General features: G+C 71.2%; 20 protein-coding genes. 8 read left to right on the top strand and 12 right to left on the bottom strand.

What is annotated here, in order from left to right; all coding sequences use genetic code 11:
• Window positions 1-158: 158 nt before the first annotated feature.
• Entirely contained in the window at window positions 159-1517 is a 1359-nt protein-coding gene (gene pafA / locus L942_RS21930; protein WP_037363497.1) for a Pup--protein ligase, read from the bottom strand.
• A gap of 203 nt (window positions 1518-1720) precedes the next feature.
• Between pafA and L942_RS21925 the strand changes: the two genes are divergently transcribed.
• From L942_RS21925 to L942_RS21910, 4 genes are all read left to right on the top strand, one after another.
• The gene (locus L942_RS21925) at window positions 1721-3160 is read left to right on the top strand and encodes a bifunctional phosphatase PAP2/diacylglycerol kinase family protein (RefSeq protein WP_440201334.1); all 1440 of its coding nucleotides are present in this window, start codon (window positions 1721-1723) and stop codon (window positions 3158-3160) included.
• A gap of 287 nt (window positions 3161-3447) precedes the next feature.
• Window positions 3448-4683: an alpha/beta hydrolase gene (locus tag L942_RS21920; protein ID WP_037363495.1), complete on the top strand. Its 1236-nt coding sequence runs from the start codon at window positions 3448-3450 to the stop codon at window positions 4681-4683.
• Between the two features lie 110 nt (window positions 4684-4793).
• Window positions 4794-5144, top strand: a complete 351-nt coding sequence (locus L942_RS21915; RefSeq protein WP_037363493.1) for a YciI family protein — start codon at window positions 4794-4796, stop codon at window positions 5142-5144.
• A 22-nt stretch (window positions 5145-5166) separates the two neighbouring features.
• The gene (locus L942_RS21910) at window positions 5167-6372 is read left to right on the top strand and encodes an RNA polymerase sigma factor (RefSeq protein WP_326929354.1); all 1206 of its coding nucleotides are present in this window, start codon (window positions 5167-5169) and stop codon (window positions 6370-6372) included.
• Here the strand turns inward: L942_RS21910 and L942_RS21905 are convergent.
• The 5 genes from L942_RS21905 to dop form a co-directional block, all read right to left on the bottom strand.
• Window positions 6369-7088: a transglutaminase domain-containing protein gene (locus L942_RS21905; RefSeq protein WP_037363488.1), complete on the bottom strand. Its 720-nt coding sequence runs from the start codon at window positions 7086-7088 to the stop codon at window positions 6369-6371. The two genes, L942_RS21910 and L942_RS21905, sit on opposite strands and share 4 nt — an antisense overlap.
• Window positions 7089-7240: 152 nt before the next feature.
• Window positions 7241-8056, bottom strand: coding sequence for a proteasome subunit alpha (gene prcA, locus L942_RS21900; protein WP_037363485.1), 816 nt, complete (start codon window positions 8054-8056; stop codon window positions 7241-7243).
• A gap of 61 nt (window positions 8057-8117) precedes the next feature.
• Window positions 8118-8981, bottom strand: coding sequence for a proteasome subunit beta (gene prcB / locus L942_RS21895; protein WP_037363483.1), 864 nt, complete (start codon window positions 8979-8981; stop codon window positions 8118-8120).
• 138 nt (window positions 8982-9119) lie between these two features.
• Window positions 9120-9314, bottom strand: coding sequence for a ubiquitin-like protein Pup (locus tag L942_RS21890; protein WP_037363480.1), 195 nt, complete (start codon window positions 9312-9314; stop codon window positions 9120-9122).
• Between the two features lie 89 nt (window positions 9315-9403).
• On the bottom strand, window positions 9404-10906 hold the full coding sequence (gene dop / locus L942_RS21885; RefSeq protein WP_037363478.1) for a depupylase/deamidase Dop: 1503 nt from the start codon (window positions 10904-10906) through the stop codon (window positions 9404-9406).
• A gap of 40 nt (window positions 10907-10946) precedes the next feature.
• Between dop and L942_RS21880 the strand changes: the two genes are divergently transcribed.
• A complete protein-coding gene (locus tag L942_RS21880) occupies window positions 10947-11501 on the top strand; it encodes an NUDIX hydrolase (protein ID WP_051166144.1) in 555 nt (184 codons plus the stop codon).
• 42 nt (window positions 11502-11543) lie between these two features.
• Here the strand turns inward: L942_RS21880 and L942_RS21875 are convergent, their stop codons facing one another.
• The 3 genes from L942_RS21875 to L942_RS21865 all read right to left on the bottom strand — a co-directional run bounded on the left by L942_RS21875 (window position 11544) and on the right by L942_RS21865 (window position 13595).
• Entirely contained in the window at window positions 11544-12167 is a 624-nt protein-coding gene (locus L942_RS21875; RefSeq protein WP_037363476.1) for a hypothetical protein, read from the bottom strand.
• A 70-nt stretch (window positions 12168-12237) separates the two neighbouring features.
• Window positions 12238-13161, bottom strand: coding sequence for an aldo/keto reductase (locus L942_RS21870; RefSeq protein ID WP_106964976.1), 924 nt, complete (start codon window positions 13159-13161; stop codon window positions 12238-12240).
• 95 nt (window positions 13162-13256) lie between these two features.
• On the bottom strand, window positions 13257-13595 hold the full coding sequence (locus L942_RS21865; protein WP_037363474.1) for a hypothetical protein: 339 nt from the start codon (window positions 13593-13595) through the stop codon (window positions 13257-13259).
• Between the two features lie 120 nt (window positions 13596-13715).
• Here L942_RS21865 and L942_RS21860 point away from each other — a divergent pair, with 120 nt between their 5' ends.
• On the top strand, window positions 13716-14621 hold the full coding sequence (locus tag L942_RS21860) for a DMT family transporter (RefSeq protein WP_037363471.1): 906 nt from the start codon (window positions 13716-13718) through the stop codon (window positions 14619-14621).
• Between the two features lie 67 nt (window positions 14622-14688).
• Here L942_RS21860 and arc read toward each other — a convergent pair whose 3' ends face one another.
• Entirely contained in the window at window positions 14689-16491 is a 1803-nt protein-coding gene (arc, locus tag L942_RS21855; protein ID WP_037363467.1) for a proteasome ATPase, read from the bottom strand.
• 348 nt (window positions 16492-16839) lie between these two features.
• Here arc and L942_RS21850 point away from each other — a divergent pair, with 348 nt between their 5' ends.
• Both L942_RS21850 and L942_RS45500 read left to right on the top strand, forming a co-directional pair.
• Complete coding sequence (locus L942_RS21850; RefSeq protein ID WP_037363466.1) at window positions 16840-17742, top strand: hypothetical protein; 903 nt, start codon at window positions 16840-16842, stop codon at window positions 17740-17742.
• Entirely contained in the window at window positions 17743-18201 is a 459-nt protein-coding gene (locus L942_RS45500) for a hypothetical protein (RefSeq protein WP_037363463.1), read from the top strand.
• Here L942_RS45500 and L942_RS21840 read toward each other — a convergent pair.
• Together L942_RS21840 and L942_RS21835 are read right to left on the bottom strand one after the other, a co-directional pair.
• On the bottom strand, window positions 18198-19028 hold the full coding sequence (locus tag L942_RS21840) for a tRNA (adenine-N1)-methyltransferase (protein WP_037363461.1): 831 nt from the start codon (window positions 19026-19028) through the stop codon (window positions 18198-18200). The genes L942_RS45500 and L942_RS21840 overlap by 4 nt on opposite strands.
• 81 nt (window positions 19029-19109) lie before the next feature.
• The gene (locus L942_RS21835; RefSeq protein WP_051166143.1) at window positions 19110-20264 is read right to left on the bottom strand and encodes a M50 family metallopeptidase; all 1155 of its coding nucleotides are present in this window, start codon (window positions 20262-20264) and stop codon (window positions 19110-19112) included.
• Between the last annotated feature and the right edge of the window lie 451 nt (window positions 20265-20715).

Below are 20715 nucleotides of genomic sequence, written 5' to 3'. Positions count from 1 at the left end.
CGTGCGGAGGGGCAGTGTGCACGGCCCCCAGGCCGGGCGCACTGCCCCTCCGCACGCCGACTTAAAGGCGATCCCGCCGCGGCGGCGGAGCCGACGCAATCAAACACAGCGATCCCGCCCGCGACGACGGAGTCGGCGCCATCAAACACAGCGCCATGTCACAGCGACCCGATCAGCCGTTCCACTCGCTCGTCCACCGACCGGAACGGGTCCTTGCACAGCACGGTCCGCTGTGCCTGGTCGTTCAGCTTGAGGTGCACCCAGTCGACGGTGAAGTCCCGCCCGGCTGCTTGGGCCGCCGCGATGAAGTCGCCGCGCAGTTTGGCGCGGGTCGTCTGCGGCGGGGTGTCCTTGGCGGCCTCGATCTCGCCGTCGTCGGTGACGCGGCGGACCAGTCCCTTGCGCTGCAGCAGGTCGAAGATGCCGCGCCCGCGGCGAATGTCGTGGTAGGCCAGGTCGAGCTGCGCCACGCGCGGGCTGGAGAGGTCCAGGTCGTGCTTGGCCCGGTACCGCTCGACCAGGCGGTGTTTGATCGCCCAGTCGATTTCGGTGTCGATCTTGCTGAAGTCCTGCTGCTCGACCGCCTCGAGCGCGCGGCCCCAGAGCTCGACGACCCGCTCGTTGGCGGGCGTGGACCCGTTCTCTTTGAGGTGCTGGACCGCCCTGGCGTGGTACTCCCGCTGGATGTCCAGCGCGGAGGCCTCGCGGCCGCCGGCGAGGCGGACCTGGCGGCGTCCGGTGAGGTCGTGGCTGATCTCCCGGATCGCGCGGATCGGGTTGTCGAGGGTGAAGTCGCGGAACTGGACCCCGGCCTCGATCATCTCCAGCACGAGGTTCGCCGACCCGATCTTCAGCATCGTGGTGGGCTCGGCCATGTTGGAGTCTCCGACGATGACGTGCAGGCGCCGGTAACGCTCGGCGTCGGCGTGCGGCTCGTCGCGCGTGTTGATGATCGGCCGGGACCGGGTGGTGGCGCTGGAGACGCCTTCCCAGATGTGCTCGGCGCGCTGGGACAGGCAGTACACCGCGCCGCGCGGGGTCTGCAGGACCTTGCCCGCGCCGCAGATGAGCTGGCGGGTGACGAGGAAGGGCAGCAGCACGTCGGCGATCCGGGAGAATTCCCCGGCCCGGGTCACCAGGTAGTTCTCGTGGCAGCCGTAGGAGTTGCCCGCCGAGTCGGTGTTGTTCTTGAACAGGAAGATGTCGCCGCCGATGCCCTCGTCGGCGAGCCTGCGCTCGGCGTCCACGAGGAGGTCCTCGAGGATCCGCTCGCCTGCCTTGTCGTGCGTGACGAGCTGGGTCAGGTCGTCGCATTCGGCCGTCGCGTACTCCGGGTGCGAGCCCACGTCGAGGTAGAGCCGGGAGCCGTTGGACAGGAACACGTTGGACGAGCGTCCCCACGAGACGACCCGCCGGAAGAGATAGCGCGCGACCTCGTCGGGCGAGAGCCTGCGCTGGCCGTGAAAGGTGCACGTGACCCCGAACTCGGTCTCGATGCCAAAGATCCGCCGCTGCATCCCACCAGAGTAGGCGCTGGACCCCCGGGGAAGGTGCGCCGTTCGGGCGGCGACACGCGGTCGGTACGTTGCAAGTGGTGACATTGCGGCGGAAACCGGTCTCGGGACCGGTGGCGATCCGGCGCGGCCAGCGGAGGTGGACGGCAGTGTTCCAGCAGGTCGGCCGGGCGTTCCGGCAGGTAGGGCGGCGCGACCGGGCCCTGATGCGGCACAGCGCGGCGCTGCCGCGCACCCGGGCCGACGACGTGGTGACCGCGTTGTCCCGGAGTGCGGACAAATCGCGGCTCTGGTGGGGCGTGGCGGCCGTGCTGGCGGTCCGGAAGGGCCCGGCGCGGCGGGGCGCGCTGCGCGGGATCGCCGCCATCGCCGGGGCGAGCGCCGCGGCGAACCTGGTCGCGAAGCCGTTGTTCCCGCGCCGCCGTCCGGCCGAGGAGGAGGTTCCCGCGCACCGGCAGCTGCGGAAGCGGCCGACGTCGTCGTCGTTCCCGTCCGGGCATTCGGCTTCGGCCGCCGCGTTCGCGGCCGCGGTCGCGATGGAGTCGCCGCGGGCCGGGCTGGCGATCGTCCCGCTCGCCGGGGCGGTCGCGTACTCGCGGGTGCACACCGGCGTGCACTGGCCGAGCGACGTCGCCGCCGGGCTGGCGATCGGGACCGGGGTCGCGGTGCTGACCCGGCATTGGTGGCCGCTGCACCCGGACGTGCGCGCCCGCACCGCGCACGCGGCGGAAGCGCCCGAGATGCGCGACGGCGAGGACATGCTGGCGCTGGTCAACCCGCATTCGGGCGTCAACGGCCAGGACCCGACCGAGGACGTCCGCTACGCGTGGCCGAAGGCGTCGCTGATCTACCCGGACCCGTCGCGGGATCTGCGCGAGCAGCTCGCCGACGAGATCGAAGCGCACGGTTCGGTCCGCGCGCTCGGCGTGGCGGGCGGGGACGGCACGGTCGCGGCCGTGGCGTCGGTCGCGGCCGAACGCGGGCTGCCGCTCGCGCTCATCCCGGCCGGGACGCTCAACCATTTCGCCCGCGACATCGGGGTCCGCTCCATGCCGGACGCGGACGAGGCGACCGAGGGCGGCCACGCGGTCGGCGTCGACCTGGCCGAGGTGGAGATCGACGGCTCCGGCGAGCCCGAGCACCGCTGGTTCGTCAACACCGCCAGCCTCGGCGGGTACCCGGAGATGGTGCGGCTGCGGGAAAAGCTGCAAAGCCGGTTCCCGAAGTGGCCGTCCGCGGCGATCGCGCTCGTGCGCGCGCTGCGGCGGGCGAAACCGCTGCGGGTGCGGCTGAACGGGAAGCCGACGCAGGTGTGGCTGATCTTCGTCGGCAACGGCACGTACGCGCCGAAGGGGTTCGCGCCGTCGCGGCGCCCGGCGCTCGACACCGGCCTGCTCGACGTCCGCTACGTGCGGGCCGACGTGCGCTGGTCGCGGACCCGGTTCGTGCTCGCGAGCCTGACCAACAGCCTGCACGCCAGCCACGTCTACCGGCAGCGGGACCTGCCGGAATTGCACGTTCGGCTGCTCGACGGGAACCGCCGGGTGGCCACCGACGGCGAGGTCGGCCCGCTCGGGCGGGAGTTCCGGTTCCGGTCGCGGCCGAGCGCGCTGACCGTCTACCGGAACCCGGACCGCGGCTCCTGACCGCGTCGTGCCCTAAGGTCCCTCGACGAGCGCCCGGCCGGGCATCGAGGTCTTCGCCACGCGACGCCCGGTCCTTCCGGCCCTGACCTGCACGATTACCGTCAGCTCGCCTCCCCTGCGACAGTGCTTGATCATTTCTTTACCGTTTCTCAACGAATCCACAGCGAGCCCTCCCTAGCGTGATCTTCGAGGTGCGGACTGCCCTGTCCGCACCAGTTCACGGCAGGGGTCTTTTCAGTGCGTCTTTGTTCCCGCGGTCACCGCTGCCCGTCTCCGGCAGGCCGCGGATGACCGGGCTGTTCCCGCGGGCGGTCGACCCGGTCCTGCCGCCGTCGGTCACCACCCAGGCCAGGGACATCGGGCCGCTCGAATCCCCGCTGCTGTGGCTCGCGTTCGCCGGGGCCGCCGCGGCGGTGCTGGCCGTGACCATCGCGCTCGCGCACCGCCGCCGCGTGCGCCGCTGGGGCATCAGCGGTTCGATCGCGCTGTTCCTGATCGCCGCGGTCACCGCGGTCAACAGCTACGTCGGCTACGTCCGCACGCCCAGCGACCTCGGCAGGCTGCTGCAGCGCGGGGGCGGCGCGATGAACGTGGCGGGCACCCTGCTGCGCAGCGGCACCGACGACCCGGACGACAGCGCCGACCCCAGTTCTCCGGACAGCTCCACCGGCGGGAGCAGCGGCAGTTCCCCGTCCGCCGCCCACCCCGCGGCTCCGGCCAGTTCCGCCAGCAGCACCGAGGTGCTGAACGTGCCCGATCCGGCGCACGGCGTGTCGAACGGCGAGAACTACGTGATCCTCCCGGCCGGCTACCACGACCCGGCGAACGCGGCCAAGCGCTACCCGGTCGTCTACCTCATCCACGGCTACCCCTACGGCGGGCCGCGCGACTGGCTCACCTCCGGCTCCGCGCCGCAGACGCTGAAAAGCCTCGAGGACGCGCACGTGATCCAGCCGATGATCGTCGTGAGCGTCGACCTCACCGCCAACCGGCCGAGCACCGACTGGGAATGCCTGAACGTCCCGGGCGGGCCGCAGCTGGAGACGTACCTCGCCAGCAGCATCGTGCCATCGGTCGACCAGCACTACCGCACCCTGCCCGACCGCGGCCACCGCGCGCTCGGCGGCATGTCCGGCGGCGGCTTCGGCGCGCTGAACATCGGGCTGCACCACCTCGACGAATTCGGCACGCTGCTGATCTCGCTGCCGTACGACGACCTGAACGACTCGGTCGGCGTCCTGGGCGGCAACCAGGCGGCGATCGCGGCGAACACCCCGCGCCGCTACATCCCGACGATGCCGTTCCCGCAGAAGATCGCCGTGATGCTCACCGTCGGCACCGGCGCGCCGACCGACGTCGCGACCGCGCACCGCATCGCCGCGTCTCTGGAACGCCGAGGCCAGGAGGTCGTGGTGCACGCCGAACGCGGGTTCAACCACACCTGGCACACCGCCCGCGCGACGCTCCCCTACATGCTCGCCTTCGCCGATCAGAACTTCCGCACCGCGCCCGCGGTCTCCTGAGCGGAACGTCCGGAGAAAATGTCTCCGGGCCCTGTCCATCCGGGCGGGCGCCGTTCGTGGTGAGGGCAGTGCGGCACTCCGGCCGCGCTGTCCGACGAAGGAGCCTGACCATGAAGTACCTGCTGCTGATCCACGCCTCCGCGGCCACCGAGCAGGGCGGGGCCGCCGGCTGCGAGCCCGCGGACTGGATGGCCTACGACAAGGAAGTCCGCGACGCGGGGGTGTACGTCCACGGAGAGTCGCTCGCCGATCTCGTGACCGCGACCAAGGTGAGCGTCGGCGCGGACGGCGAACGCTCGATCACCACCGACGGCCCGTTCGCCGAGACCCGCGAGCTGCTCGGCGGGTTCTACGTGCTGGACGTCCCGGATCTCGACGCGGCACTCGACTGGGCGGCCCGCTGCCCCGGCGCCCGCGACGGTTCGATCGTGGTCCGCCCGATCGCCGAGTTCAGTGCCTGACGCGCGAGAGTCCGTGGCGGCCGTGTTCCGCGAGGAGCACGGCCGCCTGCTCGGCGCGCTCGTCCGCCGGTTCGGCGACCTCGACCTGGCCGAGGAGGTCGCCGCCGAAGCGGTGGAAGCCGCCCTGATGCGCTGGCCGATCGACGGCGTCCCGCCCAAACCCGGCGCGTGGCTGATGACGACCGCGCGCCGCAAGGCCGTCGACCGGCTTCGCCGGGACCAGGCGTACGCGGCGAAACTGGCGGTCCTGCAAGCCGAATCCGACCGCACCGACCCTCCCCCGCCGCCCGGGGCCGACGGCGACCTGCCCGACGACCGGCTCCAGCTGTTCTTCACCTGCGCCCATCCTGCGCTGGCCGCCGAAGACCGCCTCGCGCTCACGCTCCGCTGCCTGGCCGGCCTCACCACGCCCGAGGTGGCGCGAGCGTTCCTCGTGCCGACCGCGACGATGGCGAAACGGATCGTGCGGGCCAAGAACCGGATCCGCGACCACCGCATCCCGTTCCGCGTTCCCTCCGGCGACGAGCTGCACGCGCGGCTGCCCGGCGTGCTGCAGGTGCTGTATTCGCTGTTCACCGAGGGCTACGCGGCCAGTTCCGGCCCGGAGATCCAGCGCCCGGACCTGGCCGAGGAGGCCATCCGGCTGGCCCGGATCCTGCACCGCCTGCTGCCGGACGAACGCGAAGTCACCGGCCTGCTGGCGCTGCTGTTGCTGGTCCACGCCCGGCGGGCGGCGCGCACCGGTCCGGCCGGCGAGTTCGTCCTGCTGGAAGACCAGGACCGGACCGCCTGGGACGCGACCCTGATCGACGAGGGCAATGCGCTCGTGCCGATCGCGCTCACCGGCGGACCGCCCGGGCCGTACGGGGTGCAGTCGGCGATCGCCGCGCTCCACGCCGAAGCACCGGACGTCGCCCGCACCGACTGGCCGCAGATCGTCGCGCTGTACGACATCCTGCTGACGCTCACGCCGACCCCGGTGGTCGCGCTCAACCGCGCGGCCGCGGTCGCGATGCGCGACGGCCCCGAAGCCGGACTGAAACTCCTGGACGGTCTGGCCGGCGAACCGCGGCTGCAGGGCTACCACCCGTATGCCGCGGCTCGCGGAGACCTGCTGCACCGCCTCGGCCGCGACGAGGAAGCAGCGGCCGCGTATCAGGAAGCGTTGGCCTGCGCGGGAACCGAGCCGGAGCGCGCGCATCTGCGGCAGCGGCTGGAGTCGCTCTAGCTCGGCGCGCACCGGCTGAGCACGGGGTCGACGAGCCGCGTCACCGGTCCGGACAGCGTCTGCCCGTGCCGCCGGAACAACTCGTCACGGGAATCGAAGCGGCCCAGATCCGCCAGGACGGTCGCGGACAGGTCGCACGCTCCGCCGGTTCCGCAGGTGACGCCGTCCCAGTCGATCGCCGTGCGGGACACCGCGTCGAACAGCGTTTCCCCGCCGTCATTCGAGAATCCCGGACCCGCCGCCAGCTCGGGCAAAAGCCCGAACAACTCCCCGACCGGCACCCAGGCATCGTCGACCCGGAACTCCGGCCACGCCACCAGCACCCGCGACGGCACCAGGAACTTCGCCCGGGGAAACCGCGGATACCAGAACCGGCCATCCACGAGCAGACCCCGCACCCGGGTCGGAACCCCTTGCGCCCGCGCGACTCCCTCCAGGATCGCCAGCCGCTGACTGCACGAACCCCGGCCGCGGCGCAGCGTCCGGGAGATCGGCTGCCGCTCCCGCACCGCATACCCCGGCCGCACTGCCCCGGCGATCACCAGGTGTGCCGCCCGCAACCCGGCAAGCCGGTCCTCCGAAGACGTCGCCCGCGCCAACGACCGCACGGATGGGTCGCGCCAGTCGAGAATCGCCGTCGGTGCCACGCCGCCCGCGGCGGAACCGTCCCCGGCGACCCGACGACGCCACCACGGGGTCACCAGCACACACGTCACCCCGGGAGTATCACCGAAAAGCCGACTGTGGGCCGCCGGTTTTCACCGACGGCCCACAGCGAGGTTTTCTGGCCGGAGCACCGAGAACGGATCCGGCACAGCCTGAGCGGTCGACCGCACCCGAGGCCTACCGAGACACCTGGGTGCTCACGTCATTCCTTCTCGGCGGAACCCTCGCCCTTGTCGGAACCGTTGTCCGAGCCCTTGTCGGCGTCCTTGCCCAAACCGCCCTCGCCGGAGCTGTCCGACTGCTCGGCAGGCTCCTCCTTCGCCGGCAGCAACGCCTCCAGCGCCGCCCCCGACAACCGCCGGAACGCCCGCCGCGGCCGCGCCCGGTCCAGCACCGCGACCTCGAGCTTGATCTCCGTCTCGGCCGCCGCGCCATTGCCGTTCGGCGTCGCGGTCGCCCGCAACCCCTCGATCGCCGACGCCAGCGCCGTCCGCAGATCGTGCTCCGGATCCACGACGTCCTTCAGCTTCGCGCTGATCGTGTCCGTCTGGCCGCCCATCACCACGAACGGCGACTCGTCGAAAATCCCGCCGTCGAACGTCAACCGGTACAGCTGGTCCTCGGCCGCGGTCGCCCCGACCTCCGCCAGGCAGACCTCCACCTCGAACGGCTTCAGCTGCTCGGTGAAAATGCTGCCCAGCGTCGCCGCGTAAGCGTTGGCCAGCGCCCGCGCGCTCACATCCCGCCGGTCGTACTGGTAGCCCTTCAGATCCGCGTGCCGGATCCCCGCCACCCGCAGATTCTCGAACTCCGAGAACCGGCCCACCGCGGCGAACCCGATCCGGTCATAGATCTCCGCGACCTTGTGCAAAGTCGCCGAAGTGTTCTCCGCGACGAACAGCACCCCGCCGGAATACTTCAGCACCACCACGCTCCGGCCCCGCGCGATCCCCTTGCGCGCCAGCTCGGAACGCTCCCGCATCAACTGCTCGGGAGAGGCATACAACGGCATCGTCACGGTGTCGGCTCCACGTTCTCCGAAAACTCGGCAATCATTGATTCAGCGGACATCGGCGGCCTCAGACCGGCCGGTGGTGATTGCGCTCCGCGCGCCCGGCCACCACCGCCTCGGCCACCGCGCCCGTCTGCTCCGCGGGAAGCACCACCGCGCCGTCCTCCGCGGTGATGGTGATGACGTTCGGGAAAATCCGCCGCACCAGATCCGGCCCGCCGCTCGCGGTGTCGTCGTCCGCCGCGTCGTACAACGCCTCCAGCGCCGTCCGCACCGCCGCGTCCACATCCGCGTCCGGGTCGTAGAGCTTCTTCAGCGACGACTTCGCGAACAGCGAACCCGAACCGACGCTGGCGTACCCGGCGTGCTCCTCATACCGCCCGCCCGCCGCGTCGTACGACACGATCCGGCCCGCGTGCTTCGCGTCCTCGGCCTCCAGGTCGTACCCGACGAACAACGGCACGACCGCCAGGCCCGCCATCGCCATCTCCAGGTTGGCCTTCACCATCCCGGCCAGCTTGTTCGTCTTGCCGTCCAGCGAAAGCGAAACGCCCTCGATCTTCTCGTAATGCGCCAGCTCCACCGCGTACAACCGGACCATCTCCACGGCCAGCCCCGCGGTCCCCGCGATGCCCACCGCCGAGTACTCGTCCGTGACGTGCACCTTCTCGATGTCCCGGCTCGCGATCAGGTTCCCCGACGTCGCCCGCCGGTCGCCGGCGATCAGCACCCCGCCGGCGAACGCGACCGCCACGATCGTCGTGCCGTGCGGCGCGTCCAGCTCAGCCGCGCCCGCCGGCACCCGCCGCGCGGGCAGCAGCTCCGGCGCGGTCGCGCGCACGAAATCCGCGAACGACGACATCGCCGGCGAAAAATAGGCCGACGGCAGTCCGGGCCCGGAAAAACCCGCCCCAGAGGAGGTGTTGTCCATACGTGCTCTCGGTTCCCATCTCATCCCGTGCCCGGCAACGCCGGGGACAAGCTGCCCCCGGCGCCACCGCGCGAAACCTCCGGCCCAGCGCGCCCGCCGCCCCGCCCCGCACCCGGGGCGGCCGCGACGGGCAGGCGGCTACTCGCCGCCCTTCTGCACGTAAGCGCGGACGAAGTCCTCGGCGTTCTCTTCCAGCACGTCGTCGATCTCGTCGAGGATCGTGTCCACGTCCTCGCCGAGCTTCTCCCGCCGCTCCTGGCCCGCCGCACCGGCGCCGTCGAACTCCTCGTCGGAGTCGCCGCCGCCGTGCTTCTCGATCTTCTCCTGCGCCATCTCGCCTCCCGGTCTGGCCGATGTTCCCTAGCCTACCCAGCGGTACCGACGAAAAGGGCCTTCCCTCGGCCCGAAACGCCGGGATCGCGCTAGTCCGAACCGGTGATCGCCTCCACCAGCTCCTCCGCCGTCGCCGCCGCGTCCAGCAGCTTCCCGACGTGCGCCTTCGTCCCCCGCAGCGGCTCCAGCGTCGGGATCCGCACCAGCGACTCCCGGCCCACGTCGAAAATCACCGAATCCCACGACGCCGCCGCGATCGACGACGCGTACTTCTCCAGCGCCCGGCCCCGGAAGTAGGCGCGCGTGTCCGACGGCGGATTCGTGATCGCCGCCTGCACCTCCTCCTCGGTGACCAGCCGCTTCATCGACCCCCGCGTCACCAGCCGGTTGTACAGGCCCTTGCCCAGCCGCACGTCCGAATACTGCAGGTCCACCAGCCGCAGCCGCGGCGCGCCCCAGGCCAGCTGGTCCCGCTCCCGGTAGCCCTCCAGCAGCCGCAGCTTCGCCGGCCAGTCCAGCCGGTCCGCGCACTCCTGCGGATCCCTCGCCAGCGCGTCCAGCACCTCGCCCCACACCCGCAGCACTTCCTTCGACGCCTCGTCCGCGCCGGTGCGCTCGAGGTTCGCCGCCGCCAGCTCGTGATAGGCGAACTGCAGGTCCAGGCCGGTGAACTTCTTCCCGTTCGCGAGCTCGACCTTCGTCTTCAGCGTCGGGTCGTGGCTGATCTTGTGCACCGCCCGCACCGGCTCGTCCAGCTTCAGGTCGTCGAACCGCACGCCGGCCTCGATCAGGTCCAGCACCAGCGCCGTCGTCCCGACCTTCAGGTACGTCGAGTACTCCGACAAGTTCGCGTCCCCGATGATCACGTGCAGCCGCCGGTACTTGTCCGCGTCCGCGTGCGGCTCGTCGCGCGTGTTGATGATCCCGCGCTTGAGCGTGGTCTCCAGCCCGACCTCGACCTCGATGTAGTCCGAGCGCTGCGAAAGCTGGAAACCCGCCTCCTCGCTCTGCTGCCCGATCCCCACCCGGCCGGAACCGCAGATCACCTGCCGCGACGCGAAGAACGGCGTCAGCCCGCCGATCACCGCGGTGAACGGCGTCGACCGCTGCATCAGGTAGTTCTCGTGCGTGCCGTAGCTCGCGCCCTTGCCGTCCACGTTGTTCTTGTACAGCTGCAACGGCGGCTGCCCCGGCACGGTGGCCGCCTTGAGCGCGGCCTCCTCCATCACCCGCTCGCCCGCTTTGTCCCAGATCACCGCGTCCCGCGCGTTCGTGACCTCCGGCGCGGAGTACTCCGGATGCGCGTGGTCCACGTACAACCGGGCGCCGTTGGTGAGGATGACGTTCGCCGCGCCGAGGTCCTCAACGTCCGGGTCGTGCCCCGGCCCGCCCGGCCCGGTCAGGTCGAACCCGCGCGCGTCGCGCAACGGCGACTCCACCTCGTAGTCCCAGCGCGCCCGGCGCGCCCTCGGGATGTCCGCAGCCGCGGCGTAGGCCAGCACCACCTGAGTCGAGGTGAGCACCGGGTTCGCCGTGGCGTCCCCGGGCACGGCGATGCCGTACTCGACTTCGGTTCCCATGATCCGACGCATGCCACCACCCTACGGGTTCGGCGCGTGCGACGATGCCCCCATGCCAGGCAGTGACGAACTCGTTGCCCTCTATGACGACGCGGGCAACGCGGTAGGCGAGACGCTGCGCTCCCGGGTGCGGGCGGAAGGGCTCTGGCACGCCGCCGGCGTCGTTCTCGTCCGATCGGGCGACGGACGGTCGGTCTACGTGCACCTCCGCACCGCGGACAAGGACATCTTCCCCTCCACCTGGGACTGCTGGGCGGGCGGAGTCGTCGCCGCGGGCGAAACCCCCGCCGACTGCGCGCGCCGCGAACTCGCCGAAGAACTCGGCGTCCACGGAGTGGAACCGGAACCGCTGTTCACCAAGATCTACGACGACGGCGCGATCCGCTGCCACAACTTCGCCTTCGAAGTCCGCTGGGACGGCCCGGTCCGGCTCCAGGCCGAGGAAATCGTCGAAGGACGCTGGATTCCGCTCGAGGAACTCCGCGCCTGGGTCTTCGCCGCCGAACCCGAGCCGCCGTTCATCCCCGACGGCCGCGCGGGGGTACAGGAGTGGTTCCGCCGGTATTGGATGGCGCCGGCTCCGCCGTCGCGGCGGGATCGCCGTTAAGCCGACCGTCGGCCCAGGCCGCAAGCTGGCGGCCAGCAACCGCTACGGCTGAGCGGTCAGTTTCGCCGCGATTTTGGGCAGCAGCCGCTTCGCCGCGTCCTGCGCTCGCGCCGGGGTGCTCGCCGCCACGCTCAACGCCGACACGAGATTCCCCTTCGCCACCAACACCGCGCACGTCGAGCCCTCGCACCACGCCCGCTGCACGGTGATCCCCGGCTGCGGCGGCAACGGCACCTCGGCCCCCGCGCAGCGCGTGCCCGCCACGACGTCCTCGCCGGAGCGGTCCGGATAGCTGGTGACCTCGTGCGTCAACGCCGAACCGCTCGGATAAACCCAGCTCACCGACTTGCGCTCGCCCGCGGCCAACCCGCTCAGGCATCCGGAAACGCGGCCCGGCCCCGGCGCCACGCCCTCCTCGGCAACGTCCGAATCGGACAGCAGCGCCGCCTCCGCGCGCCGCGGATCCGGTGCCGGCGAAGAAGAAACCGCCGGCGGATCGACCGCCCGCGACACCGGCGGAGCCGCCTGAGCGCTCGTGCCCGGCACCGGAGCCGGATCGTCGTAGTAGGTCTCGAGATTGTTGGGCCGATTGCCGCATCCGGCGAGCCCGGCCAGCGCGCCCAGCCCGACCAGCACCGCGACTGCTGGCACCTGCCGACGACGCACGTTGCCCCTCCGCGCTCACTGTTGCCCGTCCGCCCCGGGCCATGCTGGGCCCCGAGGGTAATGCAATCGCTCAGCTCCACCCGAGGTGGGATCGAAGCGTCCAGTACTCCCGCGCGTCCTGCGCGAGTTCTCCCAGCGCAGCGCGGTCTGCGTCGCTCAACCGCACCTGGGTGGCGGCGAGGTTCGCGGCCAGCTGCGCCGGGCTCGACGGACCCAGCACCGCCACTGGAGCCCACTCCTGCTCGAGCACCGCGGCCACCGCGATCGCGTCCGGGCCGACGCCGTGCGCCTCGGCCATCCGCCGCAACGTCCCGGGAGCCTCCGCGACGAGCCGTCCGTTCGCGAGCGTTTCCTTGACCAGCACCCGTTTCCCGGCCGCTTTCGCTTCGGCCAGCGCCGCACCGGCCGACGGCTCGAAGACGTTCCAGGTGGACTGGACCGACCCGAACACCGGCTGCCCGGCCGATTCCAGCCCGAACGCCCGGCGCACTACGTCCGCCTGCGCGGGTCCGGACGTGGAGAAGCCGACTTCGACGCCCTCGGCGGAAAGCCCGGCCAGCGCGTCGATCAGGGGCTGATCAGTGAAAAGTGGACTGTCCACAGTGAGCGAATGCACCTGGTACAGGCGCACGTGCCCGGACAGGAGCTCCCGTGTTCGCGCCCATTGCTCGCGGAACCGCGCCAGCGTGTGTTCCTTGACTTCGTGCACCTCCGCGTCCAGCCGCCAGTCGCCGACGTAGCGGTAGCCCCATTTGCTGGAGACGGTGACGTCCTGGTGTCCGCGGTCGGCCAGCCAGCCGCCGAGGAACTCCTCCGAACGGCCGTAGGACCGCGCGACATCGACCCACCGGACTCCGGCCGCGTAAGCGGCGTCGAGCACCTCGTGCGTCGCCGCTCGCATCGACGGCACATCCCGCACTTCGGGCAATTCCCGGCCCAGGTTGATGTATGCCGGACGGCCGAGCGCGGCCAGCCCCACCGCGATGCGGTCCATCGGGATCCCCTTGTCTTGAGCGGTTTCGTGAAGTGCTCGCGCGTGTTCAGGTGAGGCGACGCAGAGCGTTTTCCAATCGCCAGCCGTATAGGTCGTTATACACTTTGTTTGTGCCGGAGGATGGCGAGCCATTGGCTGGAGTTCTGGGCTTGGCGGTGGAGTTTTTCGAGGCGGGCGGCGGGTGCGCGGACGTAGCCTTTGCCGAAGACCGGGGCGATCTGGCGGAGGCTGGCGCCTTCCTCGCGGGCGGCGAGGAGTGCCCAGTCGGACGCGTCGGCGCAGGCCGCTGAGGCGCGGCGCAGCTCTCCCAGCAGGTCGATGAGGTCGTTCGCGTTGAGCTCCCCCGCTTGGACGGCGGCGGCGGTCGTCTCCAGCCAGGCCAGGACGTCGGCTTCGGTGATCGGCGGGCGCGGACGGGTGTGGTCAGTGCTCACGCGCCGCAGTATAGGGCGTTATACACCGACGGCGAGCACAGTGACCGAAACCTGCTGGACTCCGGGCGTGGCGCGGACGTTGACTGGCCGCAGCAGTCCGTTGATCGTTTCGGAGGTTCAGTGAGGTTCGGCATCGCCGCGCGGTTCGTCGCGCTCGCCGTCGTGTGGGGCGCGAGTTTTCTGTTCATCAAGGTGGGCCTGGAGGGGCTGTCGCCAGCCCAGGTGGCACTGGCGCGGGTCGCGCTGGGCGCGTTGACGCTCGGGGCGTTCCTGGTGCTGCGCAGGCGATCGCTTCCCCGCGATCCGGCGTTGTGGGCGCATCTCGCGGTGGTTTCGCTGCTGTTCTGCGTGGGTCCGTTTCTGCTGTACTCGTGGGCCGAGCAGTATGTCGCGTCCGGGCTCGCCAGCATCTTCAATGCCACCACTCCCCTGCTGACCATGCTGTTCGCCGCGGCCGCGCTGCCCGCGGAACGGCTCACTCGGCCGAAAACCGTCGGGCTGCTGATCGGCTTCGCCGGCGTGCTCACGCTGGTCGGCGTCTGGCGCGGCTTCGATCTCAGCCACGAGGTCCTCGCCCAGCTCGCCTGCCTCGGCGCGACCACGTGCTACGGCCTGGCTTTCGTGTATCTGCGGAAGTTCGTGTCGCCGCGCAACCCGGATCCGGTCGTGGTCGCGTTCGGGCAAACCGGTTTCGCCACAGTGCTTCTCCTGGCGGCGACGCCGGTCATCGCCGCGCAGCCAGTGCACCTGAATCTCGCCGTCGTCCTGTCCATGCTGGCGCTCGGCGTCCTCGGCACCGGTGTGGCCTACACCTGGAACACCGCGATCGCCACTGCTTGGGGAGCCGCCAACGCGTCTGCTGTGACCTATCTCACTCCAGTGGTCGGGGTGCTGCTCGGAGTGCTGGTCCTCGACGAGCCGGTGCACTGGAACGAACCGGTCGGCGCATTGCTCGTCGTGCTCGGAATCCTGGCGTCGCACGGGCGGCTTTCCCGGGCGCGGCAACCAGTCCTGGAACGGGTCTGAGCGGCCCTGAGACGCACCGCGGGGCCGCCGGAGGGGAATCCGGCGGCCCCGCGGTGTTCGCGCTGGGTTACAGGTACTGACCGGTGTTCGTGGCGGTGTCGATCGCCCGCCCCGATTCCTGGTTCTTGCCGGTGACGAGCGTGCGGATGTAGACGATCCGCTCGCCCTTCTTGCCGGAGATCCGGGCCCAGTCGTCCGGGTTGGTGGTGTTGGGCAGGTCCTCGTTCTCCGCGAACTCGTCGACGATCGCGTCCAGCAGGTGCTGCACGCGCAGGCCGGGCTGCTTGGTCTCCAGCACCGACTTGATCGCCGACTTCTTCGCCCGGTCCACGATGTTCTGGATCATCGCGCCCGAGTTGAAGTCGCGGAAGTACAGGACTTCCTTGTCCCCGTTGGCGTAGGTGACCTCGAGGAACCGGTTCTCGTCGCTCTCCTCGTACATCCGCTCGACGGTGTGCTGGATCATCGCGTCGAAGGTGGCCTTCTGGTCCCCGCCGAACTCCGCCAGGTCGTCGGCGTGGATCGGCAGGCCCTCGGCCAGGTACTTCGAGAAGATGTCCTTCGCGCCCTCGGCGTCCGGACGCTCGATCTTGATCTTCACGTCGAGCCGGCCCGGCCGCAGGATCGCCGGGTCGATCATGTCCTCGCGGTTGGAGGCGCCGATGACGATGACGTTCTCCAGCCCTTCGACGCCGTCGATCTCCGACAGCAGCTGCGGCACGATCGTCGTCTCCACGTCGGACGACACGCCCGAGCCGCGGGTCCGGAAGATCGAGTCCATCTCGTCGAAGAACACGATGACCGGGGTGCCCTCGGAGGCCTTTTCGCGCGCCCGCTGGAAGATCAGCCGGATCGACCGCTCGGTCTCGCCGACGAACTTGTTCAGCAGCTCCGGGCCCTTGATGTTGAGGAAGTAGGACTTGCCGTCCGCCTTGTCCCCGCGAGCCTCGGCCACCTTCTTGGCCAGCGAGTTCGCCACCGCCTTGGCGATGAGCGTCTTGCCGCAGCCGGGCGGGCCGTAGAGCAGGACGCCCTTCGGCGGGCGCAGCTGGTACTGCTCGTAGAGGTCCGCGTGCAGGAACGGCAGCTCCACGGCGTCGCGGATCTGCTCGATCTGCCGGGTCAGGCCGCCGATGTCCTCGTAGCGGACGTCCGGCACCTCCTCCAGCACGAGGTCCTCGACCTCCGCCTTCGGCACCCGTTCGTAGGCGTAGCCCGCCTTCGAGTCCACCAGGAGCGAATCGCCGGGTTTGAGCGGCTGCTCGGCGAGCGGGTCCGACAGCAGGACCACCCGCTCCTCGTCCGCGTGCCCGACCACGAGCGCGCGCGTGCTGCCGCCCTCGACGTCCGGGGCGAGCACTTCGCGCAGCGCGCAGACCTCGCCGGTGCGCTCGAAATCGCCGCCTTCGACCACCGTGAGCGCCTCGTTGAGCCGCAACGCCTGCCCGCGCCGCAGCGACGAGACCTCCACCGCGGGCGACACCGAGACGCGCATCTTGCGCCCCGCGGTGTAGACGTCCACCGTGTTGTCCTCGTACGCCTCGACGAACACCCCGTAACCGCTCGGCGGCTGGGCCAGCCGGTCGACCTCCTCGCGGAGGGCCAGCAGCTGGCCCCGCGCCTCGCGCAGGGTTTCGACGAGTTTCGTGTTCCGCTCGGTGAGCTGGCTCACCCGTTCCGACGCCTCGGCGAGGCGTTGTTCGAGAACGCGGTTCTGTCGCGGGGAATCGGTGAGCCTGCGGCGCAGCAGCGCCACTTCTTCCTCGAGAAAACGGATCTGCCGGGCTTGTTCCTCTGGTGTCTGCCCTGCTCCGCCGGTTGCTGAAGGGTCGGCCTCCTCGCGCCGACCTCCGGGAAGGTCATGATGCATCGGGCACCTCCTCGGAGTGCTTTTCATTCCACGGTACCGGCGATCACCGACAAGAAAAGGCCTTTCCGCATCACAAGACCGGCGCGTCGTGCTTTTTCCTCCGGTTCTTCCGGCCATGCACGGCCGCGTGCGCAGCGCAAGCGGCCGATTCGGTGCCGCGGACGGGAATCCGCTCCGCTCGGGTTTCCGCAACGCGGAACTGAACACCTGAAGGGTGCCCCGCCGGGCAGCCGGCAAACCCGAGTTGCGGGTTGGCTGCGCGGAAACCCGCCCGGCTGGCTAGCATCGCCGGGTGGCCACGCTCCGCTCGTGGCCTGGACTTTCGCGAGCACGGCAGGGGGAACCGAGATGACTTATCCGCCGCAGCAGCCCGGCGGCTGGGACCAGGGCGGACAGCAGCCGAATCCGTACGGGCAGCAGCCCGGCGGCCAGCCGCAGTACGGGCAGCCTCAGCAGGGCGGATGGAACCAGGGCGGGCAGCCGGGCCCGCAGTCCGGCGGGTTCCCGGCCGCGCCCGGCCCCGGCGGTCCCGGTCCGGGCGGCCCCTACCAGGGCGGATACCCGCAGCCGGGCGGTCCCCCGCAGTACGGGCAGCAGCCGGACCAGTTCGGGCAGTTCGGGCAGCAGCCCGGCCAGTTCGGGCAGCCGGGCCAGCCCGGCGGGCCGTACGGGCAGCAGCCCGGCGGCCAGTTCGGCGGGTTCGGCGAGGAGCCGCCGAAAAAGAAGAAGACCGGCCTGATCGTCGGCATCGCGATCGCCGCGGTGGTCGTGCTCGGCGGCGCGACCGGCCTGGTCATCTGGCTGACCGGGGACAAGAAGGACGACAAGACCGCCGCCCCGCCCGCGTCCTCTTCGGCCCCGCCGGGACCGCAGTCCAGCGGGCCGGCCGACAGTTCGTCGTCGTCCCCGTCGGCCTCGTCGGGTTCGGGCAGCGGGGACTACCCGGCGGCGGCCGGGGCGAAGGCGACCTCGGGCGAGCTGTTCCAGGCCGCGTCGGAGGCGTACAACAACGCCGACACCGAGGGGCTGTTCTCGATGCTGTGCACCAGCCTCACCCAGGGCCAGAAGCCGACGACCGAGAAGATGCCCTCGGGCATCCACTTCGAGCTGACCAGCAGCCCGCAGGAGAACGGCGACCAGGCGACGGTGAAGTACCACGTCACCACGGCCTCGAAGACCGCCGACGGCACTCTCACCGCCCTGCGCCAGGGCGGGGCCTGGTGCCTCGGGAAGGTCAGCACGGACCACTAGGTGAGACGCCGGCTCGGCACGGCACTCGGCCTGCTCGCGGTCGTTGTCGCGGGCGGTGTCCTCGGCTTGCTCTCGATCGGCTCGCCGGGGCCCGCCCGCACCGCCTCCGAACCGCCCGCTCCCCCGCCTCCGCCGCGAAGCAGCACGTCCGCCGCGCCCGCGCCCCAGGCGGATCAGGCCGCGATCGCCGCACTGGCCCGCACTCTCGTCGACGCGATCGCGCGCGCCGACTCCGCCGAATTCGGCACTCTCACTTGCAAACCGCAAACTGCTGCGGCGCTGAAGGAACTCCAAGCCAAATGGGACGCCGCGGGCCCGTTCAGCGTCTCGCTCGCCGGGCAACCGGCGATCGCGGGCGACGAAGCCACCGTGACCGTGCGGGTCGAAGGGACCGGCGGGCACAAGGAAACCCCGTTCCCGCTGCGGCGCGAGAACGGTCGCTGGTGCGTCCCTGGTTAGCCTTTGCCCTTGCTGGGCCGTCGCGAAACGCGCGGTGACACTGTGCCGTCGGCGAGCCGACGGGCGGTGAGCAGGAAAGCGGTGTGCGCCACCATCCGGTGGTCCGGACGCACCGCGAGCCCGACCACGTGCCACGGCCGCATCAGCGTCTCCCACGACTCCGGCTCGGTCCAGCACTGCTGTTCCCGCAGCGATTCCGTGACGCGCGAGAGCTGGGTGACGGTGGCGACGTACACGGTCAGCACTCCGCCGGGCACCAGGTGCTCGGCGACGTTCGGCAGCTGGTCCCAGGGCGCGAGCATGTCCAGCACGACCCGGTCGACCTGGCCGCTGTGCGTGGCCAGATCGGCGACGGTGAGCGTCCAGTTGTCCGGCTTCTCGCCGAAGAACTTCACGACGTTGCGCTCGGCGTGCTCGGCGTGGTCGTCGCGGATCTCGTAGGAGAACACCTGGCCCGCCGGGCCGACCGCGCGCAGCAGGGAGCAGGTGAGCGCGCCCGAGCCGGCGCCGGCTTCGAGGACGCGGGCGCCCGGGAAGATGTCGCCCCACATCACGATCTGCGCGGCGTCCTTGGGGTAGATCACCTGCGCGCCGCGGGGCATCGACAGCACGTAGTCCGGCAGCAGCGGCCGCAGCGCGAGATACGTGCTGCCGCCCGCCGAAGTGACCACGCTGCCCTCGGGACGGCCGATGAGGTCGTCGTGCGCGAGAGCGCCGCGATGCGTGTGGTACTCGCCGCCGTCGGCGAGCGTGAGGGTGTAGTGCCTGCCTTTCGAGTCCGTCAGCTGAACCCGGTCACCTGCACGAAACGGTCCGCTGACCGACAACTTCTTCCTCCACTGCGAAACCCGGAACGCCGACGTCGAATCCTCGCAGGTCGCCCCGCGCCCGCCGTGCGCGGGTGCCCCTCACTGGGCGCGGCGGCCCTGCGTCAGCGCGGTCCGCAGGTCTTCGCGGCGCAGCACGCCCGCCGGACGGCCTTCGTCGTCGACCACGAGGAACTGCCAGGCAGGCGTCTCGCGCACGCGCTCGGCGATCTCCTCCCCCGGTTCCGACGCCAGCAGCACGGTCTCCGCCCGGATCGGTTCGGCCGCTTGCTCGGCGGGCGCGTGCGGGCTGACGCTCGCCAGCTGTTGCGCCGCTTGCTCGTCGAGCAATCCCGCCGCGACGCCGTCCGCGCGCACCAGGACGACCCCGCGTCCGGCCGACGCGGCCAGCGCGTCGGAAACCGGGCTCTCCGCGGGAAGCTGCAGCACCGGGCGCACCAGATCGGACAGTTCCAGCCCGGAGGGCCAGCCGCGCCGGGCTTCCGCGGCCAGCTCGGACCGCGCGCCGAGGACCACGAACCAGGCCGTCACGACGCACACGCCGAGCCGCAGCCAGCGGTCCGGGCTCTGCATCGCCAGCCCGAGCAGCGCCCAGACGATCAGCCCGGTCGCGACCAGCGCCCCGCCGGCGACCGCCGCCTTCGTCCCCTTGGCGCGCAGCCCGGTCGCCGCCCACACGCCGGCGCGCACGAGCCGTCCGCCGTCGAGCGGCAAACCCGGGAGCAGGTTGAAGAACCCGACCGCGAAGTTGGCCACCGCGCACTCCGCGACCAGGAGCCACACTGCGCCGTGCGGCGGCACCGCGAACAGCAGCAGCGAGCAGAACCCGCCCAGCACCAGCGAAACCGCGGGCCCGGCCGCGGCGACCAGCCCTTCCTGGCCGGGCCTTCGCGGCGTCCGGGCCACTTCGGACAGTCCGCCGAGCAGGAAGAGCCGCAGCCGCCGGACCGGGATCCCGAGCCGCAGCGCGACCAGGCAGTGCCCCAGTTCGTGCGCGAGCACGGAAAGCCCGAGCAGCACCGCGAACGCGGCGGCGAGCAGCCACGCGGTCGGCGTCGAAACGTCCGGCAGCAGCCGCCCGACCAGCGGCGCGTACAGCACGACGATGATCAGCGACCCGATCCACCACGACGGGGCGAGCAATACGGGCACCCCGCCGACGCGGAACAGCAAAAGCCCGCCGTCCCCGCCGGCGCGCCGAGCGGGCCCGGCACCGTGCTGACTGGTCGCGGCCATGCCGGACAGATTAGGGGGCCACGTGTGGGAAGCCGGTGACCCGGTCTCCCCGGACGGGTGGTGTCGGTCTCTCTACGGCCCCCCGCGCAGTCGATTCCGCCGCACCGCGCCCCACCGCAGGAACACCCGCTCGCGCCCGCCTCAGCTCAGCCAGGTTTCGCCCCTCCTCGGTCCTCGCAACTCCCCCACCGCCTGCGCCAGCCCGTCGCCCCCCAGGCCACGCCAGAATGCCCGCTCACCGCACGACGAGACCTCGACCACAAATGCCCAACCCCCACACTCCGCAGCCACACCTCACGCAATCCGCGCGCATCAGATCGACTCGCTCTCCAATCCCACCCGACCTCCTCCAGCCACTCACCCCCCAACGGGACCACACCGCGGGATCGCGTCGGCGTGCGGAGGGGCAATGGGCACGGCCCCCCGGGCCGGGCACGTTGCCCCTCCGCAC

The organism is Amycolatopsis orientalis DSM 43388, from assembly GCF_000411975.1.
Classification (GTDB): domain Bacteria; phylum Actinomycetota; class Actinomycetes; order Mycobacteriales; family Pseudonocardiaceae; genus Amycolatopsis; species Amycolatopsis orientalis_D.
Note: the sequence above shows the minus strand (reverse complement) of the source record. Positions and strands in the feature narration are given on the sequence as shown.

Bases quoted from the DNA above. Each gene is read 5' to 3' on its own strand.
- L942_RS21835 (WP_051166143.1), bottom strand. From the start codon at position 20,264: ATGGCCGCGACCAGTCAGCACGGTGCCGGGCCCGCTCGGCGCGCCGGC.
- L942_RS21890 (WP_037363480.1), bottom strand. From the start codon at position 9,314: ATGGCGCAGGAGAAGATCGAGAAGCACGGCGGCGGCGACTCCGACGAG.
- L942_RS21870 (WP_106964976.1), bottom strand. From the start codon at position 13,161: ATGGACCGCATCGCGGTGGGGCTGGCCGCGCTCGGCCGTCCGGCATAC.
- L942_RS21920 (WP_037363495.1), top strand. From the start codon at position 3,448: ATGACCGGGCTGTTCCCGCGGGCGGTCGACCCGGTCCTGCCGCCGTCG.
- arc (WP_037363467.1), bottom strand. From the start codon at position 16,491: ATGCATCATGACCTTCCCGGAGGTCGGCGCGAGGAGGCCGACCCTTCA.
- L942_RS21880 (WP_051166144.1), top strand. From the start codon at position 10,947: ATGCCAGGCAGTGACGAACTCGTTGCCCTCTATGACGACGCGGGCAAC.
- pafA (WP_037363497.1), bottom strand. From the start codon at position 1,517: ATGCAGCGGCGGATCTTTGGCATCGAGACCGAGTTCGGGGTCACGTGC.
- L942_RS21850 (WP_037363466.1), top strand. From the start codon at position 16,840: ATGACTTATCCGCCGCAGCAGCCCGGCGGCTGGGACCAGGGCGGACAG.
- L942_RS21925 (WP_440201334.1), top strand. From the start codon at position 1,721: ATGCGGCACAGCGCGGCGCTGCCGCGCACCCGGGCCGACGACGTGGTG.
- dop (WP_037363478.1), bottom strand. From the start codon at position 10,906: ATGCGTCGGATCATGGGAACCGAAGTCGAGTACGGCATCGCCGTGCCC.
- prcB (WP_037363483.1), bottom strand. From the start codon at position 8,981: ATGGACAACACCTCCTCTGGGGCGGGTTTTTCCGGGCCCGGACTGCCG.
- L942_RS21915 (WP_037363493.1), top strand. From the start codon at position 4,794: ATGAAGTACCTGCTGCTGATCCACGCCTCCGCGGCCACCGAGCAGGGC.